19 protein-coding genes are annotated in these 17,563 nt (G+C 70.5%); 9 read left to right on the plus strand and 10 right to left on the minus strand.

The window, feature by feature from the left end:
• Positions 1-3: 3 nt before the first annotated feature.
• Positions 4-1,068, minus strand: coding sequence for a YeiH family protein (locus ABWO84_RS04100; RefSeq protein ID WP_353112796.1), 1,065 nt, complete (start codon positions 1,066-1,068; stop codon positions 4-6).
• A gap of 82 nt (positions 1,069-1,150) precedes the next feature.
• Between ABWO84_RS04100 and ABWO84_RS04105 the strand changes: the two genes are divergently transcribed.
• Positions 1,151-2,074, plus strand: coding sequence for a LysR family transcriptional regulator (locus ABWO84_RS04105; protein WP_353112798.1), 924 nt, complete (start codon positions 1,151-1,153; stop codon positions 2,072-2,074).
• 226 nt (positions 2,075-2,300) lie between these two features.
• Here ABWO84_RS04105 and ABWO84_RS04110 read toward each other — a convergent pair whose 3' ends face one another.
• From ABWO84_RS04110 to ABWO84_RS04130, 5 genes are all read right to left on the minus strand, one after another.
• Complete coding sequence (locus tag ABWO84_RS04110; protein ID WP_353112800.1) at positions 2,301-2,489, minus strand: hypothetical protein; 189 nt, start codon at positions 2,487-2,489, stop codon at positions 2,301-2,303.
• Positions 2,490-2,572: 83 nt separating this feature from the next.
• Positions 2,573-3,469, minus strand: a complete 897-nt coding sequence (locus ABWO84_RS04115; RefSeq protein ID WP_353112802.1) for a hypothetical protein — start codon at positions 3,467-3,469, stop codon at positions 2,573-2,575.
• A gap of 158 nt (positions 3,470-3,627) precedes the next feature.
• Positions 3,628-4,539, minus strand: coding sequence for a helix-turn-helix domain-containing protein (locus ABWO84_RS04120; RefSeq protein WP_353112804.1), 912 nt, complete (start codon positions 4,537-4,539; stop codon positions 3,628-3,630).
• A 150-nt stretch (positions 4,540-4,689) separates the two neighbouring features.
• Positions 4,690-5,511 carry a CPBP family intramembrane glutamic endopeptidase gene (locus tag ABWO84_RS04125; RefSeq protein WP_353112806.1) on the minus strand — a complete coding sequence of 274 codons (822 nt, stop codon included), beginning with the start codon at positions 5,509-5,511 and terminating at the stop codon, positions 4,690-4,692.
• Positions 5,512-5,555: 44 nt separating this feature from the next.
• Positions 5,556-5,744, minus strand: coding sequence for a hypothetical protein (locus ABWO84_RS04130; protein WP_353112808.1), 189 nt, complete (start codon positions 5,742-5,744; stop codon positions 5,556-5,558).
• Positions 5,745-5,840: 96 nt separating this feature from the next.
• Here ABWO84_RS04130 and ABWO84_RS04135 point away from each other — a divergent pair, with 96 nt between their 5' ends.
• Positions 5,841-6,182, plus strand: coding sequence for a YciI family protein (locus ABWO84_RS04135; protein ID WP_353112810.1), 342 nt, complete (start codon positions 5,841-5,843; stop codon positions 6,180-6,182).
• A 7-nt stretch (positions 6,183-6,189) separates the two neighbouring features.
• Here the strand turns inward: ABWO84_RS04135 and ABWO84_RS04140 are convergent, their stop codons facing one another.
• Positions 6,190-6,630, minus strand: coding sequence for a hypothetical protein (locus tag ABWO84_RS04140; RefSeq protein ID WP_353112812.1), 441 nt, complete (start codon positions 6,628-6,630; stop codon positions 6,190-6,192).
• A 230-nt stretch (positions 6,631-6,860) separates the two neighbouring features.
• Here ABWO84_RS04140 and ABWO84_RS04145 point away from each other — a divergent pair, with 230 nt between their 5' ends.
• Positions 6,861-7,604, plus strand: coding sequence for a phosphotransferase (locus ABWO84_RS04145; protein ID WP_353112814.1), 744 nt, complete (start codon positions 6,861-6,863; stop codon positions 7,602-7,604).
• A 103-nt stretch (positions 7,605-7,707) separates the two neighbouring features.
• Here the strand turns inward: ABWO84_RS04145 and ABWO84_RS04150 are convergent, their stop codons facing one another.
• Positions 7,708-8,592, minus strand: coding sequence for an SMP-30/gluconolactonase/LRE family protein (locus ABWO84_RS04150; protein WP_353112816.1), 885 nt, complete (start codon positions 8,590-8,592; stop codon positions 7,708-7,710).
• Positions 8,589-9,263 (minus strand): SDR family NAD(P)-dependent oxidoreductase, encoded by a 675-nt coding sequence (locus ABWO84_RS04155; RefSeq protein ID WP_353112818.1) that lies wholly within the window; start codon positions 9,261-9,263, stop codon positions 8,589-8,591. The genes ABWO84_RS04150 and ABWO84_RS04155 overlap by 4 nt, the downstream gene beginning before the upstream one ends.
• Positions 9,264-9,395: 132 nt before the next feature.
• On the opposite strand from ABWO84_RS04155, the gene ABWO84_RS04160 reads away from it, so the two are divergent.
• Positions 9,396-10,184: an IclR family transcriptional regulator gene (locus ABWO84_RS04160; protein WP_353112820.1), complete on the plus strand. Its 789-nt coding sequence runs from the start codon at positions 9,396-9,398 to the stop codon at positions 10,182-10,184.
• A gap of 34 nt (positions 10,185-10,218) precedes the next feature.
• Positions 10,219-11,073 (plus strand): fumarylacetoacetate hydrolase family protein, encoded by an 855-nt coding sequence (locus tag ABWO84_RS04165; protein WP_353112822.1) that lies wholly within the window; start codon positions 10,219-10,221, stop codon positions 11,071-11,073.
• A gap of 106 nt (positions 11,074-11,179) precedes the next feature.
• Here ABWO84_RS04165 and ABWO84_RS04170 read toward each other — a convergent pair whose 3' ends face one another.
• Positions 11,180-13,003: a hypothetical protein gene (locus ABWO84_RS04170; protein ID WP_353112824.1), complete on the minus strand. Its 1,824-nt coding sequence runs from the start codon at positions 13,001-13,003 to the stop codon at positions 11,180-11,182.
• Between the two features lie 157 nt (positions 13,004-13,160).
• Here ABWO84_RS04170 and ABWO84_RS04175 point away from each other — a divergent pair, with 157 nt between their 5' ends.
• The 4 genes from ABWO84_RS04175 to ABWO84_RS04190 all read left to right on the plus strand — a co-directional run bounded on the left by ABWO84_RS04175 (position 13,161) and on the right by ABWO84_RS04190 (position 17,558).
• A complete protein-coding gene (locus tag ABWO84_RS04175) occupies positions 13,161-14,519 on the plus strand; it encodes an ABC transporter substrate-binding protein (RefSeq protein WP_353112826.1) in 1,359 nt (452 codons plus the stop codon).
• A 61-nt stretch (positions 14,520-14,580) separates the two neighbouring features.
• Positions 14,581-15,558 (plus strand): carbohydrate ABC transporter permease, encoded by a 978-nt coding sequence (locus ABWO84_RS04180; RefSeq protein WP_353112828.1) that lies wholly within the window; start codon positions 14,581-14,583, stop codon positions 15,556-15,558.
• Positions 15,555-16,493 (plus strand): carbohydrate ABC transporter permease, encoded by a 939-nt coding sequence (locus ABWO84_RS04185; RefSeq protein ID WP_353112830.1) that lies wholly within the window; start codon positions 15,555-15,557, stop codon positions 16,491-16,493. Before ABWO84_RS04180 ends, ABWO84_RS04185 begins: the two co-directional genes overlap by 4 nt.
• Before the next feature lie 18 nt (positions 16,494-16,511).
• Positions 16,512-17,558 carry a LacI family DNA-binding transcriptional regulator gene (locus tag ABWO84_RS04190; protein WP_353112832.1) on the plus strand — a complete coding sequence of 349 codons (1,047 nt, stop codon included), beginning with the start codon at positions 16,512-16,514 and terminating at the stop codon, positions 17,556-17,558.
• The last annotated feature ends 5 nt before the right edge of the window (positions 17,559-17,563 follow it).

The raw sequence follows: 17,563 nt of genomic DNA on the forward strand, positions 1-17,563 counted from the left end.
GTCTCAGCGCATCCCGGAGGTGAGCGCGATCGTGGCCACCGAGGCCGCGGTGACGAGTGCCCAGAGTATCCCGCCGAGCGCGAGCGGACGCCAGCCCGCGCGGCGCAGCGCGGGGATGTCGGTGGACAGGCCGATGCCGGCGAGCGCCATGGCGATGAGGAACACGCTCGCGTGCACCAGGAACTCCCGCGGACCGTCGGGGATGACGCCGAACGAGTTGACGACGGCCACCACGATGAACCCCACGAGGAACCACGGCACCAGATGCAGGATCCGGCGCCCGGTGAGGCGGTGGCCGCCGGCACTGCGCCGCGCCTCCATCACCGACAGCCCGACGCTGATCGGGATGATCATGAGGGTGCGGACGAGCTTGACGACGACGGCGAAGCCGAGCGCCGCGGTGCCGTAGACACTGGCCGCGGCGACCACCGAGCTCGTGTCGTTGATCGCGGTGCCGGCGAGCAGGCCGAACGTGTGCGGATCGAGCTGCAGCAGGTGTCCGAGCAGCGGGAACAGCACGACGGCGAGGATGTTGAACAGGAAGATCGTGGAGACCGCGTAGGCGATCTCGGCGCCCGCCGCGGCGATCACCGGAGAGACCGCGGCGATCGCGGAGGCGCCGCAGATGCCGGTGCCGACGCCGATCAGCGTGGTGAGCTTCCGCTCCACGCCGAGTGCGCGCCCGATCAGCCAGGCGCCGACCAGGCAGACCGTGAGGCTCACGAGCATCACCGGCAGCGACTCGAGGCCGACCTCGACGATGCGGGACATCGACAGCTGCGCACCGAGCACCACGACCGCGAGCTGCAGCAGGAACTTGCCGGAGTACGTGATGCCGGGCTGCAGCCGGGCATCCGCCTTCTGATGCCCCGCCATCGCCCGGCGGCGCAGCAGCGACAACAGCACGCCGATCACGATCGCCGGCACCGCCGAGCCGATGACCGGCGCTGCGGAGCCGATCATCGTGGAGACCGTCGCGACCGTGGCCGTGACGACCACACCGGGGAGGACATCCACGCCATGTCGCGCGAGTCGCCGGGGAAGGGTGCGTGCGGGGGAGAACTGCATGCTCCCAGCGTCGTCCCCCTCGCGCGGTGGGGGTAGAGGGCTATCGTCGGTAGGGATACAGGAAGAGATTGTGGGAGGGGCGATGCGCGACGTGCCGGGTCTGGACGGTCTGGAGCTGCTGACGGCGGCGCTGCGGCACGGGTCGATCTCCGCCGCCGCGCGGGAGTGCGGGGTCTCGCAGCAGTCGGCGTCGGCGCGGCTGCGCGCCATCGAGCGGGCGCTCGGGCTCGAGCTGCTGCAGCGCTCGCCGCGGGGCGTCGCGCCCACGCCGGCCGGTGAGACCGTCGCCATCTGGGCCGACGACGTGCTCGCCGCGGCCGAGCGCTTCCGCATCGGCGTCGAGACGTTGCGGGGCGAGCACCGCCGCCGGCTCGCCGTCGCCGCCAGCCAGACCGTCGCCGCGCACCTCATCCCGGGGTGGCTGGTCGCGCTGCGCGACCGCCAGCTCCGCTCCGGAGGGGAGGCGACGGCCGTGCGGCTGATCACCGCCAACAGCGCCGAGGTCGAGCGGCTCGTGCGGGCCGGCGCCGCGGAGCTCGGGGTGATCGAGTCGTCCGCGCTCCCGTCCGGGCTGTCCTCCTCCCGGATCGGAGAGGATGTGCTCGCCCTGGTGGTCGCCCCCGGGCATCCGTGGGCGGCGCGCGCGGGGGCGACCACGGCGGAGGCCGCCGACGCCGCGCTCGTGGTGCGCGAGGAGGGCAGCGGCACCCGGCGCGCCTGGGAGGACGCGGTGCGGGCCCGTCTCGGCCGTGAGCCGGCCGCCCCGGCAGCGGTTCTCCCCACGACTGCCGCGGTGCGCTCGGCGGTGGCTGAGGAGGTGGGGCCCGCCGTGCTCTCCCGGCTGGCGGTCGCAGACGACCTCGGGCTGGGACGACTGGTGGAGGTCCCGCTCGACGGTGAGGAGCTGCGTCGTCCGATCACCGCGCTCTGGCGCGGAGGGCCGGGTGACCTGCCTCCCGCCGGGCGCGAGCTGCTCGAGGTCGCGGTGGCCGCCCGCCGGCGATGATCTCGAGCGCGGAGGGTGGTACCGGGGGTGATTTTCGGGGACTTTTCCTCGGCGCCTCACCCGGCGTCGATAGCGTCGGATGCGTCGCCGCTTGGAGATGGTTTCCCCGGGGCGGCGACGTCGAACAGGATCGTCTACCCAGAGCGATCCGCCGCCATGACCCCGACGAACTCTGACCCCCGTCGGGGTCATGGCCCCCCGGAAGGACGTCTTGCGGTCGAGGTCCTCAGCGACGCGCGGACGCGGCAGCGCGGACGGCCTGAACGACGGCGACGACTGCGAGCACCAGGCCGGTGCCGAGGAGCACGAGCGGAGCGAACCATCCGATCGTGTACACGGCGACGAAGGCCCCGAGGAGCACGACGACGCCGGCGACGCCGGTGATGGCGGCGCTGCGGGGGATCCCAGATGTCATGGGGGTGTTCCTTCCGTCCGGACGAGGCGGGGCTGGCCCCCGAGGACCCGAGGATGCATCGGGTCCCCGGATGGGTCAGGCGGTCAGTGGCAGTAGCCGGAGCCGAGGATCTGGTTGCCGAGGGACGCGATGTGGTTGCCGTTGTTCGCGTCGGACCAGTTGCCGGTGGCGGTGAGGGTGAGGTCGGGCGTGATGGTGCCCGCCGCGCTGGCGATCGCGGATCCGAAGAGCGGGATCGAGGTGAGCAGGCGCCAGGCGTCGTTGTCGGTCGGGCTGGGATTGACGATGCCGCCGAGGTAGCCCCAGCCGGTCTCCGAGCAGGACGGCATGCCGGTGAGGGTGAGGTCGCGGCGGAGGGTGAAGGTGCAGCTGACGCGGAGACGGCGGTTGAGGCCGGAGCCCACGACCTCGGGAGTGACCTGGAAGTTGAAGAAGTCGGCGACGGAAGCGGGGGCGAGCCACATCGGGCCGGTGAGGTGCGGACCGTAGCCGGCGAGAGTAGCGGGGATGACGAGCGCCCCGACGAGGGCCGTGGCGTAGGCGAAGGCCCACGCGATGAAGGGGGTGGACAGCAGCACCCCGCCGATCGGAGCGACGGTCCAGGCCGCGTAGAGGGCGCCGAGGGGGTCGGGGATCTCGATCGACCAGACGCCCTTGGCGCTCTCGGTGATGGTGAGGACGGCGTCGGGGTTCACGGCGGAGCAGCAGCCGTTCCCGTCCTTGACACCGAGCGCGGTGGCGCGGAAGCCGGGGAAGGCCTGACCCGCGCCGAGGAAGTCGACCATGCAGCCGCTCGTGATCTGGATGTCCCACGGTGCGGTCGCCGTCGGGCACTGCACGCTCGCCGCGGCGGTGGGCAGCGCGGATGCGGCGGCGATCAGCGGCACCGACCAGGCGGCGCTCTTCACGATCGTGCGGCGGTCGATCTTGCGAGCGGCGATGCCCGCGCCCGCGGCGGGCTGCTCCTGGTGCTTCGTCATGGTGTGTTCCTCCCCAGAGGTGTCGAGACGCCGCTGATCCGCGACGCCTCACAACCTCGCAGAGCAGCGTCGGTCCGTGCGGCGCCGGAGGGCGCCCTGGCGCATCCGCGCTCCCGATGTGTCCCATGCCGGTCGGCGGGTCGTCCTGCCGGACGGAGTCAGCGGCGGGGGTCCGGGCTCTCGCCGCCGGCGAGCCGCATCGCCCGACGCAGGGCGCGCAGGTCGCGGAACCCGGCGGCCTGCGCACTGCGGTCGCTGTGCGCGCGCGGATCGTCCTCCACGAGGGCGGCGGCCGTGGTCAGCCGTGCATGGCGGATCGCTGCGGACGGGGTGGTGCCGATGCGGGCGAGGACGCGCACGACGTGGCGCCGGCTCAGGTGCAGCAGGGCGGCGAGGCGCGTGACGTCGAAGTCGGGGTCGGTGTGATGGGCGGCGATCACCGCGAGCGCGCGGCTCAGCTCGGACGGCGAGCTCCAGGCGGCGTCGGCGGCATCGGTCGACGTGGCCCGGGCGATGATCGCGGCCACGATGTTCTCGAAGGCCCGGGCGATGAAGGGTGTGCCGTGCTCTCCCGGCGAGAGGCCGATGGCCAGCGTCGCGCTGACCATCGTGGCGAGCACCTGCGCCGATGCCGGATCGGTGATCCGGATCGGGACCTCCGGCCGCGGGTGGTACTCGACCAGCCGCTCGTTCTCGGCGATGAACTGCATGAAACCGAAGCCCGAACGCGCGGTGATGCGGGTGGGCACCGCGGCGTCGAGCAGCAGGAGGTCCCACGGTCCGACGTCGATGCGCCAGCCGCGGGAGTCGAGCTCGGCCTCGCCGTCGACGACGAGCACCACCCGGAGGTCGCCGTAGTGCGGGACGGGCTGCAGGCGCCCTCCGGTGAGCCAGATCCGCGAGAGCGAGAGCACGGTGTCCGAGAAGCGGTCGCCGAAGACACGGAGGGTCCCGTCCGGAGGGAGGGCCCGCCATCCGAGGTCGCGCAGCCACATCCGTGCGGCGTCGCCCGAGAGCGACACGTCGCGCGACGTCCCCACGGCGCGCGGATGATCCTTGATCTCATCCATCGGATCTTCGTTTTCCCCCGTCGTGGGGAGGGTGCGGCAGCGCTGCCGTCGTTCATCCCCAGGTGATCGATTCTTGCACCGAGTCATCCGGCGACGAAGCGCGCGAAAGTGTGCGTCCCGGGTCCAGATTCCTCCCGTCCGGCGACCGGATCAACGGCGTGGGGCCCGATGTCCCGTCGCGGTGCCGGTGATGTCCCCTGCCGGCCGGCGGAGGGCGAGGGCGATGAGCAGCACGCCCCACGCCGCGTGGAAGGCCATGACCGCGATCTGATACCAGAGCGGGGCGGCTCCGGGGGAGAGCAGCTGAGTCCAGTCGCCGAGAGCGTGCAGCAGCACGAGCGGCCACAGGGCGCCCACGACCAGGCGCGCGCCGGCGAAGCACAGGCCGAAGGCGGTCGCGCCGAGCACCTGCCACCAGGTCTCCTCGGCGCTGCTGCCGAAGAAGATCCCGTTGCCGAGGTGCCAGAGCCCGAAGAGCACGGAGGTGACGAGCGCGCCCGCCCAGACCTCGCCGCCGCGGGCCAGGGTGCCGAGCGGGATCCCGCGCGAGGCGGTCTCCTCCGAGAGGCCGACCGCCAGCATCCCGATCGCCAGACTCGTCATGGTCTCGGGTGATCCGACGAGTCCCGGCACCCCGTCGCGTCCGATCCAGACGTAGCCGAGGGCGACGGCGAGCATCGGCAGCAGGAGCCACAGGCGCCGAGGGGCTCCGATCTGCCATCCGGCGAGGAGCCGGAGCGGGTCTGGGCCCAGCCAGCCGGCGCGGTGCAGGGCGATCGCCGTCGTCCAGGTGACGGCGAGGCTCAGGACGTTGGTGAGGAGGACGCCGAGCTGGGGGAACCAGGCGGGCTGCATCCCGTCGATCGGCAGGGCGCCGAAGCCGTAGTTCACCACCCACCACACGAGCATGAGGATGATCGCAGACGCCCAGCGCCTGCCGCGCGCGGCGCCCGCGCCGGGAACGGTGTCCACGCTACGAGTGAACCCCGTGGACGGCGATATGTCGAGACCGGGGATCACTGCGGCCCGGGGCGGAGCCTCTTCTCGCGGACGGCGATCGATCCCGGCCCTTCGGAGCGCTGCTCGGCGATCACCTCGCCCTCGAGGGCGACGGGGCACGGGACCCAGGTGGCATCGCCCGACGCCGTGATCTGCGAAGTGCTGCCGCCGACGGCGGAGAGCCCCGGCGAGTTCGAGGTGGACATCGCTCTGATCGCCGCGCTCTGATCCGGGAGGGTTGCGGCCCCCGCGGCGGTCGGGGAGGATGGGCGCGTCCGGGCTCCGGCGGAAGGGGCATGCCGATGACCAAATACCTGATCTCGTTCCCGAGCGGTGCGATGGACGTGCCACCCGAGGAGATGCCCGCCGTCGCGGACGCCGCGCATGCCGTGGTGCGCGAGGCGAAGGCGGCGGGGGTGTGGGTCTTCGGCGGGGGGATCGACGAGGACGTGCCTCCGATGCTGGTCGCCGCCGACGGCAGCGCGACGCCCGGCACATATCCCGAGACCGCCCGGATCGAAGGCGGATACTCCGTGCTGGAGCTTCCGTCGGCGGAGGCGGCGCGGGAGTGGGCGGCGAAGATCGCGGCCGCCTGCCGGTGCGCCCAGGAGGTGCGGGCCTTCCAGTACGACCCGGAGAGCTGACCTCGGGTCAGCCGGCGTCCGCGCGGCGGGCGTCGGTGCGGCGGTACTGCCCGCGCACCAGCGGAGCGGGCTCGGCGTCGACGGGGACCGCGGTGTCGAGCTCGATGATCAGCCGGTCGCCGTCCGCGCGCAGCCGCATCACGGTGCGTCCCCGCTCCGATCGGCGGTCCAGTACGAGGGTCTGGTCGTCCCAGTGCGCGCTTCCCGGCGTCGTGGGGACGAACCCGTAGGTGTCGAACCACCAGAAGCCCTCTCCCGCGACCACGCCGTGCGCCACGAGCCGGCCGTCGCTGCGGGTCTCGGCGTAATCGAGCAGGATGCCGCCCGGGCCGGGCTCGACGGTGAGGGCGCCGCGCGCCGTGCCCGCCGCGGTCCAGGCCGTGGCGAAGAGCTCCTCCTCTCCCGTCCAGTCGCCGAGCAGGGAGAGGAATCGGGCATCCGGAGCCATGGTTCGAGCCTAGCCCCGGCCGGCGGGATGTCTCCGAGGGCGGGGTGCGGGCCGGGCCTGGCGGGGGCGCGGTGCTCTCGGGGCGTCTATTCGTCACAAAGTCCCGTTATTCCGGGCGGATAACGGGACTTTGTGACGAATAGACGGGGACTCAGGGGTGCGGGGCGGGGACTGCACACAGGGATAGTGCACACAGGGATAGATAGTGCACACAGGGATAGATTGAGCCGATGGAGGCTCCGACACAGGTGACGATCCTCGCCGACAGGGTGGTCAAGCGCGGGCGATCACCGGAGGCGGCGGCCAACGAGGCCGCGCACTATCGGGCGATGGAGGTCGCCCCTCCTCCCTTCCCGACGCCGCGCCTGATCTCCTGGAACGGCGATGAGCTCATCGTCACCCGTCTCGGCGGCCGCGCACTGGGCGGCCGGAAGATCCTCGAGGGCGACGTCTCTCCCCGCGCGGCGCGGGCCTGCGTCGCATTGGCGACGTCGACCGCCGAATGGGATCCGCCCGTCGACAGGCGTCGTTTCGACGACGTCCGCCAGGTCGAATGGGGCCTGGCGGAGGGGGTCCTGCAGGAGGGGGAGGTCGAGAGGATGCGCCGGCATGCCGCGACGGCGACGCGGGTCTTCCAGCACGGCGACCTCATCCCGCCCAATGTGTTCGTGGATGGGGACCGGGCCGCGGTGATCGACTTCGAGTGGTCCGGCCGCGGTTTCGTGAACGGGCTCGACTGGGCGCGGCTCCTCGCGAACGGATGGGGTTCCGATGCGCTGAGGGCGGAGCTGCTCTCCGCACCGATCGCCGCGACGGCCGACGGTGCGTTCAGCTGGGCGGTCGTTCTCTGCCACGAGCTGAGACAGGTGGAGCGGGACGGGGCGGGGGCGGACTGGGCCGCAGACGCGCGCCGTCTGTATCTGGGGCAGCTGCCTGCGCTGCGCGCCGCGCTTTCCGCACTCCCCGTCCGCTGAGCCCCGATCCGTCCCTGTCGCCCTCGCGCCGGTGCCGTCTGTTCTCGGGCTGCGTTGCGCTCCGCTGACGGGGTCCACGGGCACGCCGGCCGTGGAACGAGGCTCAGCCGCCGAACGAGGGCTCGACGGCACCGCGGATCCCCGGGTGTGCGCGGAAGAGCGCCCCGGCGCGGGCATCCGGAGTGGCGAGGCCCTGCTGCGAGGTGGTGATGTAGAGCTCGTCCCGCTGGGCGCCGCCGAAGGCGCAGGCGGTGACCTGCGGCGTGGGGAGTTCGATGCGGTCGTCCGGGCGGCCTGCCGCATCGAAGCGGATCACCGCCCCGCCGCCCCACATCGCCACCCAGACGCCTCCTTCGATGTCCGTCGCGATGCCATCGGGTAGGCCTTCCTGGCCGGAGAGATCGGCGAAGGGCGCGCGTTCGACGAGAGCGCCGCCGTCGATGCGCAGACGATCGATCCGACGGGTGGCGGTGTCCACGTAGAGCATGCCGTCGCCGAGGGGATCGGCGGCGATGCCGTTGGAGACGGTGATGCCGCCGGACAGCACCGACGCCTCGCCGGAGGGGTCGAGACGATAGAGGAAGCCCGTGCCGGCGGGACCCGCCGTGCCGCAGAGGAAGGCGCCATCGGCGGTGCATCCGCCCTCGTTCATCCGCAGCACGTCGTCCTCGAACGCGCGGATCTCCCGCTCGGGATGCAGCGCCTCGTCGGTCAGCAGGAACCCGTCGCGGGTGGCAACCACCCAGCCGCCGCCGATCCGCGGGCGCAGCGCGGCCACCCAATCGCCGACCCGGGTCTCGTCAGTGCCGGCACCGGTGCGGATGAGCCCCGCTGCACCGGTCCCGGCACCGTCCACGGCCGCAGGGTCGAGGCGGTGCACGATGCCCGCCACCATGTCGACCCAGCGGATGACGCCCTCCGCGGCGTCCCACACGGGCCCCTCGCCATGGGCGCACAGGGGGCCGGTGATCTGAGCGGCGGTGATCAATAGCTCGCCCGGCCGCCGCTGATGTCGTAGACCGCGCCGGTCGAGAAGCTGCAGGCGTCGGAGGCGAGCCAGGAGACGAGCTCGGCGACCTCCTCGGCGCGGCCGAGGCGCTTCATCGGGATCTTCTCCACGAGCGTGGCAAGCACGTCGGGGTGGGTGGTCGCGTTCATCGGGGTCTCGATCACCGCGGGTGCGATTGCGTTCACCAGCACGCCGCTCGTCGCGAGCTCCTTCCCGAGTGCCTTGGTGAGCCCGATCACGGCCGCCTTGGAGGCCGAGTAGGCGGTCAGGCGCGGGTTGCCCTCCATGCCGGCGATGCTCGCGATGTTGACGATCCGTCCCCATCCGCGTTCGAGCATCCGGGGGAGCACCGCCTGGCAGGTGTGGAAGGTCCCCGTGAGGTTGACCTCGATGGTGCGCTCCCATGCGTCGGTGGGCACGTCGACGAAGTCCGTGTTGGGGCCGACGACGCCCGCGCTGTTGACGAGGACGTCGAAGGGGCCGTGCTCCGCCACGAAAGCCTCGATCTCGGCCCGCCGGGTGACGTCGACGGATGCGTCTGCGCCCTCGGCGCGATCGATCGTGGTCACACTGTGACCTGCATCCCGCAGCCGCAGCGCGCAGGCGGCGCCGAGTCCGCTCGCCCCGCCGGTCACCAGTGCCTTGCGCATGTCGTCCTCGCTCTCTCGTTCCGGGATCACGGTCCCGCGCCGGGTGGAGCAGGATGGTTCTGACGAACGGAACGCTGTTGTTCCAAAAAATGGAACACCGATCTGATAGTTTGAACAATAGCAGGGAGAGCGATGTCAGAGACCGATCAGGGGCCCGTCGGCGCGGAACGCGTGCTGACCGTGCTCATGGAGCTCGCCAAGGAGCCCGACGGCCTGAGCCTCGACGAGCTGACCAGGCGGGTCGTCGCGAGCAAGCCGACGGTGCACCGTGCGCTCGCCTCCCTCACGCGCGTGGGGCTCGCCAAGCGGCTCGAGCGAGGCCGCTACGTGCTCGGCGACGAGTTCCTGCGCCTGGCCTTCCAGCACCAGGACAGACGGCACGACGGTGCACGCCTCGAGCCCCTCCTGGAGGCCCTCACCGCGGAGTTCGGCGAGACCACGCACTACGCGGTCCTGGAGGAGGACGAGGTCGTCTACCGCGCCAAGCGCGATCCCGCCGAGGGTGCGGTCCGGTTGACCTCGACCGTCGGCGGGCGCAACCCCGCCTACCGGACCGGGGTGGGCAAGGTGCTCCTCGCCTGGCGCCTCGGCACGAGGCCGGCGACGCTCGTGTGGGCCCGCGAGCACGACCTCGCCCCGCGGACCGCCACCACCATCACCGATCCCGAGGACTTCGCCGACGCGTTGGAGAAGGCCCGCGCCGATGGGTACGCCGTCGACGACCAGGAGAACGAGCCGGGCGTGAACTGCCTCGCGCTGCCGGTGTTCCTCGACTCCCCGCTGCTGCCGACCGGGGCGCTGTCGATCAGTGCGCTGTCCTTCCGCACGCCGCTGTCCGACCTCACGGCCGCCGTCGAGCGCATCCGTACCATCGCCGACGCGCACGACGTGCGGACGCGACCACAGGCGACCGGGTCGTAGCGCACCCGGCAGACACAAGAGAGGGCACGCCAGCATGCGATTCATCAGAGTGGGAGAACCCGGAGCCGAACGACCGGGCGTCGACGTCGGCGACGGACGCTTCGTGGACGTCTCCGACATCGTCTCCGACATCGACGGCGCATTCCTCGCCTCCGGCCGGATCGACGAGGTGCGCTCCGTCGTCGCCGAACGCATCGCATCCGGCGCGATCGAGGAGCTCGGCGGACGTCGTCTCGGCGCGCCCTTCGCACGTCCGCACCAGATCCTCTGCATCGGGCTGAACTACCGCGACCACGCCGAGGAGACCGGGCAGGCGGTGCCCGAGGAGCCCATTCTCTTCACCAAGGCTCCGAACACCCTCATCGGCCCGAACGACGACGTGCAGATCCCCCGCACCTCGACGAAGACCGACTGGGAGGTGGAGCTCGGCATCGTGATCGGCAGCCGCGCGAGCTACCTCGGGAGCGACGCCGAGGCCGAGGAGTGCATAGCAGGCTACGTAACGGTGAACGACGTGAGCGAGCGGGCGTTCCAGATCGAGCGCGGCGGGCAGTGGTCCAAGGGCAAGTCCTGCCCTACCTTCAACCCCGCGGGCCCCTATCTGGTGACCCCCGATGAGGTGGACGACGTGCTCGACCTGCGGCTCTGGCTCGAGGTCGACGGCGTGCGCAAGCAGGACAGCTCCACGGCGCAGATGATCTTCAGTCCGGCGTTCATCGTCCGGTACCTCAGCCAGTTCCTCACGCTCGAGCCGGGAGACCTCATCAACACCGGCACGCCTCCCGGGGTGGGCATGGGCTTCACGCCGCCGCAGTTCCTGCGCGGCGGCGAGGAGATCCGCCTGGGCATCGCCGGTCTGGGCGAGCAGCGGCAGCGCGTGCTCGCCTGATGCGCGGCTGATCACCGACCCGGTGCGTTCCCATCGGCCCGGTGCCCTGCGTACGCAGGCTTCCGGGTATCCGGACGGGAACGCACCGGGCCGGTGCGGACGCCTCTCAGGTGTGGACGAAGCCGGTGACCCCCGGACCCGTCCAGACGACGGCGCGGGGGCTTGCGGCGTACTCGTGGACGGTGAGGTTGTTCAGGGTCACCGACTGGGAGTTGCGCGTGCCGAACATGGCCGTCGGAGCCCCGGTGCGCGGATTCGCGGCCGTCGACGCGATGATGTTGCCGTCGACGATGATGTTCTCCGCGCCCCCGACGAAGATGCCGAACCGGGGCGGGTCCTCGACGTAGTTGTCCTTCAGTGCGTGCCTCTTGTGGGGGCGGCTCGCGCCGCCTTCGTAGTCGTCGCGGAGGTTCTCGACCATGATGCCCGAGGCCGCCGAGGGCCATCCGAGCAGCGTCCGATCGAGGCAGGGGCGGACGACCGAGTTGCGCTCGATCGTCGAGTCCGTGCTGCCGATCGGGCCCTCGTGGTAGCCGGGGTCGTTGCCGATCCAGATGCCCCAGTTCGCGAGGTCGAACATCTCGTTGGCGTGCACGTATGCGCCGCTCGTTCGCAGGCGCACGCCGAGGCCGCGCAACTCGCGGAAAGTGTTGTACTGGACGTCGGCGCCCGGTGCGCTGAACGATCGGTTGAACATCTGGTCGCCGACGGCAGCGCCGGCGGGCATGGCGGCCAGGGTGGCGGTGATCGGGCCTCCGGACAGGCTGTCGCCGGTCATCGCGGTGACGGTGGTCTCTCCGCGCACCGTCCCCGTCGCGGTGTCGACGAGCTGTACGGCATCGCCGACCGCCAGCTGCATCGCACCTCCGCTGAGGGTGACGGAGGCGCCGGAGAGCGTCGTCGCCGTGCGCGAGGTGCTGTAGATGTTGATCCCGTCGTCGTGCAGTGACTCGAAGACGTTGCCGAAGATACGCGGGCCGACCCGTCCGCCGTGGTTGTGGACGCCATCCGCGTTGACGCTGATCCAGCGGTTCGATCCCGGCTTCCTCGTGACGAGGCAGTCACGGATCACGGTGCCGTCCGAGTCGCTCGGGATGAAGGCGGCGCCGGGAGCGGCGTACACCGTGAGCGATGCGAGGGTCACGTCGGTGCAGCGGTAGACCGCGACCCCGTGCCAGTTGCCCCGGAATCCTGTGACGAACCCGTCGCCGAGCGCGAGGTCGCCCATCCGGCCGCGGTGCTCCGGCGCGATCAGCAGCCGCCAGGTTCCGGAGGAGATCGGGGTCGGGGAGTTGCTGAAGAGGAAGGTGATCTGGCCTCCGCGCTTCATCGCCCCGGTCGTGGCGTCGCGGATCGTCCCGTAGCCGGACCCTGGGAAGAGCGCGGTGTCGGCCAGGGTCGGGTAGCCGCTGAGCAGGGCCACGTCGACCGTCCCCGCCGCGGTGTCGATCGCGCTGATGGTGCCCTGCGTGAAGGGGACGGTCGCGTAGTCGATCGTGAGGCCCTCGACGCGGATCGCGGAGGAGCGGGAGATGCTCAGCGCGCCCGCGTACGGGGAGGTGACGAGGAGCGTCGTCGACGAGCCGTAGAGCGCCAGCCGGGAGACTCCGTCCATCTCGAGTGCGTACCAGGCGGCCGCCGATGCTCGGTCGACCCGATAGACACCGGCCGAGAACGTCACCGATGACGTCCTCGACGGGTCGGATCCGCTCCAGGTCGCAGCCGCGGCGATCGCGGCCCTGATCGCGGGTGCGCTGTCGGCCGAGCCGCCGGGGGAGGCGCCGTAGGCGTCCACGGCGAACACATGGTGTGTGCTCGACGGCGGCGGGACGGCAGCGGATGCCGCGACCGGCAGGGCGGTGGCGGCGACGGCTCCGGCGATGGCGCCGGCCGTGCCGATCATGAATGCGCGACGATTGATCTCGGACATGCTCTCACTCCTCCACGTTGAGGGACAGACGACAGTGGATCATATGAGTCAACGGTTGCGCAAGATGCGATATCCCACTTGACATGTGCGATGTTGATGGGTGATGGTATTTGAACAACCGGTTGTTCAACCGTTGCACCCGACAGGAGCTTCAAAGATGAAATCCAGACGCATACCGCTGGCCTCGCTCGCAGGCGCGGCCGTGCTGGGCCTGGCACTCACCGGATGCGGGGCCGGCTCGGCGCCCGAGGAGACCGGACCCGTCACGATCAGCATCGGCGACGTACCCGGCGCCGATCAGCCCGAGCTGCGCACCCTCGTCGAGGATCAGGTCGCGGCCTTCGAGAAGAAGAACCCGGACATCAAGATCGAGCTCAGCGAGAGCAAGTGGGACGCCACCGGCTTCCAGGCGATGGTCGCAGGCGGGACCATGCCCACGATGCTGGGAGTCCCCTTCACCGAGCCGGCGACCCTCATGCGCAATGGTCAGATCGCCGACATCACCGACGCCCTCGACAGCGTCGGGTTCGCCGGCACCCTCAACCCCAGCGTGATGCAGGTGGTCACCGACCGTGAGAAGCACGTCTACGGCGTCCCGCTCGATGTCTACTCCGTCGGTCTCGCGTACAACCGTGCGTTGTTCACGGCGGCCGGCCTCGACCCCGACAAGGGACCGAAGACCTGGGACGATGTGCGCGACTATGCGAAGAGGATCGCCGACAAGACCGGCGCCGCCGGCTACGCGACCTACTCGATCGAGCACGTGGGCGGATGGATGACCACCGCCGGCGCATACAGCTTCGGTGCGACCCTCTCGGACGAAGACGGCTCGAAGGCGACTCTCGACGACGCGGGGATGGTCGGGTACCTCGACCTGGTGAACGACATGCGCTGGAAGGACAAGTCGATGGGGAGCAGGTTCCTCTACGGCTTCAACGACCTGATCCAGGATTTCGCCGCCGGGAAGGTCGGCATGTTCCTGAGCGTCTCCCAGCACTTCCCGGCCGCTGTGCAGCAGTTCGGCATGAAGCCGGCCGACTACGGCTTCACCGCGATGCCCGAGCATGACGGCACCCAGCGGACGCTGCTCGGAGGCGCCGTCGAGGTCTTCAACCCGCGCGCGACACCTGCGCAGATCAAGGCGGGCCTGAAGTGGGTTGAGTTCAACAACTTCCGTCAGTACACCGACAAGGACCTCGCGATCGAGACGGTGAAGAAGAACGTCGATGCGGGAAGCCTGATCGGCGTTCCGGGGCTCTCGCCGCTCGATCCCGCTGTGCGCACGAAGTACGAGTCGTGGGTGAAGGAGTATTACAACGTCCCGGTCGACCAGTTCCGCGGGTACAGCGAGGTGATGGACGATCAAGAGCTCGTGCCGGAGCCCACCGGCCAGCCGCAGCAGGTCTACGGCGAACTGGACACCGTGCTGCAGAAGGTTCTCAACGAACCGGATCAGGACATCCGGGCGCTGCTCCAGGCCGCGCAGAAGTCCGTGAACGCGAAGCTCTCGCGCTAGCAGTCGCCGGCCGGCGGCGTCGTCCCCTCGATGTCGCCGGCCTCAACCGGAGAACGCAGCCATGCCTCTGACCACGAGCGCCATCCCGACCGACTCCGTGGGGTCTCCCGCCGCGGAGTCACCGCCACGCGCGACGCCGCCGCCCCGGCGGCGGCCCTCGCTCGTGCGCTGGTACCGGCGGGGCGGGCTCGTCCCGGTGCTCTTCGCCGTTCCGGGAATCCTGGCCTTCGCCTATTTCTCGTGGGGTCCGATCGTGTCGGGGGCGATCATGGGGTTCCAGCGCACCAACCTCATCGACGACGCCACCTGGGTGGGGCTGAAGAACTTCGAGTATGTGCTCTCGGATCCGGTGCTCCCGCAGGCCGTGGGCAACACGGTGTACTTCGCCGTGCTCGGGATGGTGTTCGGCTTCCCCGCACCCCTGATCCTCGCGGTCTACATGGCGGAACTGCGGCGCAGTCGCGCGCTGTTCAACATGCTCGCCTACCTGCCCGTGGTGATCCCGCCGATCGTCGCCATCCTGCTCTGGAAGTACTTCTACGACCCCTCCGCCGACGGCCTGTTCAATCAGGTGCTCGGTGCCGTGGGCATCGGGCCGCTCCCGTGGCTCAACGCGAGCTCGAGCGCCATGCCCTCCATCGTCCTCGAGGTCATCTGGGCCACCGCGGGAGGCACCGCGATCATCTACCTCGCCGCGATCACCTCGGTCAAGCCAGAGCTGTACGAAGCCGTCGAGATCGATGGCGGCGGCATCTGGCGGCGCATCTGGCACGTCACCCTTCCCCAGCTTCGCGGCGTGATCCTCGCCCTCGTCCTGCTCCAGTTGATCGGAACGCTCCAGGTCTTCACCGAGCCGTATGTCTTCACCGGCGGCGGCCCCGACAACGCCACCGTCACCGTGCTGATGCTCATCTACAGCTACGCCTTCCAGTACGGGGACTACGGCGCGGCCACCGCGTTGTCCTTCCTCCTCGCGCTGGCGCTCGCCGTGGTCTCCGTGGTCTATCTGCTGGCCACCCGGAAATGGAGCCGATCGTGACCGACACCCGCACCATCGCCGCATCGCCGCCGCGCTCCCGCCGGAAGGAGACGGACGTCGCGGAGCGGTCGGCCATCTCCGATGCCGACCGTCGTCGCCCCAGCGTCAGGGCCACCATGACGACCCTGCAGATCGCATTCTTCTCCTTTCTCGTGATCGCCGGCGTCGGTCCGATCCTCTGGCTCGCGAAGGCGGCGCTCTCGACGACCCAGGACACGATCTCGCAGCCGTTCGCCTGGTTCCCCCACGGCGTGCAATGGGGCAACCTCGCCGCAGCCTGGGAGCAGATCCAGGTGGGCAGGTATCTGGCCAACACGGCGGTGATGGCGCTGGGCTCGACCGTGTCCACGGTGGTCGTGACCGCATCCCTCGCCTACGTCATCAGCATCCTCCGACCCCGCTGGGCGCGCTTCCTCTCCGCCGCGATCCTCGTCACGCTCTTCGTGCCCGGCGTGATCTCGCTCGTCCCGCTGTACCTCACGGTCGTCGACCTCCCCTTGGCGGGGGGCTCGATCATCGACAGCTACTGGGCCGTCTGGCTGCCGGCGGCGGCGAACGCCTTCGCCGTGCTGGTCGTCACGCGCTTCTTCGACGAGATCCCCCGCGAGATCATCGAGGCGGCCCGGGTCGACGGGGTCGGACCCTTCCGGATGTTCTTCGTCATCGTCCTGCCGTTCTCGAAGTCGATCCTCGGCGTGATCGCGGTGCTCACGATCCTCAACTCCTGGAAGGACTTCCTCTGGCCGATGCTCGTGCTCCCCAGCAGTCAGCTGCAGCCGATCTCCGTGGCCCTGGCGCGGATCGGAGGCAAGACCGACCTCAGCCTGCAGATGTCCGCGATGCTGCTCGGACTACTGATCCCGATCGCCGTTTTCCTCGTGTTCCAGCGTCAGATCCTCAAAGGTGTCAGCATGTCTGGTGGAATCAAGGGATGACGACGACGGAAGGCCGACATGGGTAAGAAGGGCGTGACTCTGAAGGACGTGGCCGCCGTGGCCGGTGTGTCGACCTCGATCGCGTCCCGCGTGCTCAACGGCGGCGGGCGCGTGTCGCCGGCGACCAGGGAGGCGATCCTCGAGGCCGCGCAGCGCCTCGACTTCCGCCCGAACGCGCTGGCACAGTACTTCGCACTCGGACGCAGCTTCACGGTCGGCCTGCTCACCGAGAACTCGACGGGCATCTTCTCGATGCCGGTCATCGCCGGCATCGCGAACGAGCTCAGCAGGCATGACGTCGCGGCGATGGTGTACGACGACGGCCGGGAGGGCGCCGCGCGGGCGGAGAACATCAAGAAGCTGCGGGCGCGGCATGTGGACGGGGTCATCGTCGTGGGCGACGGCAACGAGGTCCCGCTGCGATCGGTGACCGCCGACTTCGACGTTCCCGTCGTCTACGCCCACGGGATCACCGATACCGAGACCGACGAGGTCGTCCTGCCGGACGACCGGATGGCGGGCCGCCTGGCCGTCGAGCACCTCCTCGCGCAGGGGCGGCGTCGCATCGCGCACATCACCGCTCACCGGGGTGCGGACGCGGTGATCCGGCGGCTGGAGGGCGCCGACGCGGTGCTCGGGGAGGCGGGCCTCGTGGTCGACGAGGCGCATCGCGAGTTCGGCGACTGGTCGGGGGCATGGGGCTACCGCGCGGCCGAGCGCCTGCACCGCGAGGATCCGTCGATCGACGGCATCGTGTGCGGCAACGACCTCATCGCACTCGGCGCGGCGCGGTACTTCGCGGCCAACGGCGTTCGCGTCCCGGAGGACATCGCCCTCGTCGGCCATGACCACTGGGTGAAGTACTCCGACGCCGAGGCGAGATTCCTCACGACCGTCGATCCGCGGCTGGTCGACGTCGGCGTCGCGGCGACCGACCTCCTCGTCCGCATGATCAATGCGCAGCCGGTCGAGGAGAGCGTGCGGAGGGTGCCGGGCGAGCTCGTGCTCGGATACTCCTCCGGGGCCCTGAGCGCGCCGGAGGGTCAGCAGATCCCGTTCGTCTGAGGCGC

This window comes from Microbacterium sp., assembly GCF_040394595.1.
Classification (GTDB): Bacteria; Actinomycetota; Actinomycetes; order Actinomycetales; family Microbacteriaceae; genus Microbacterium.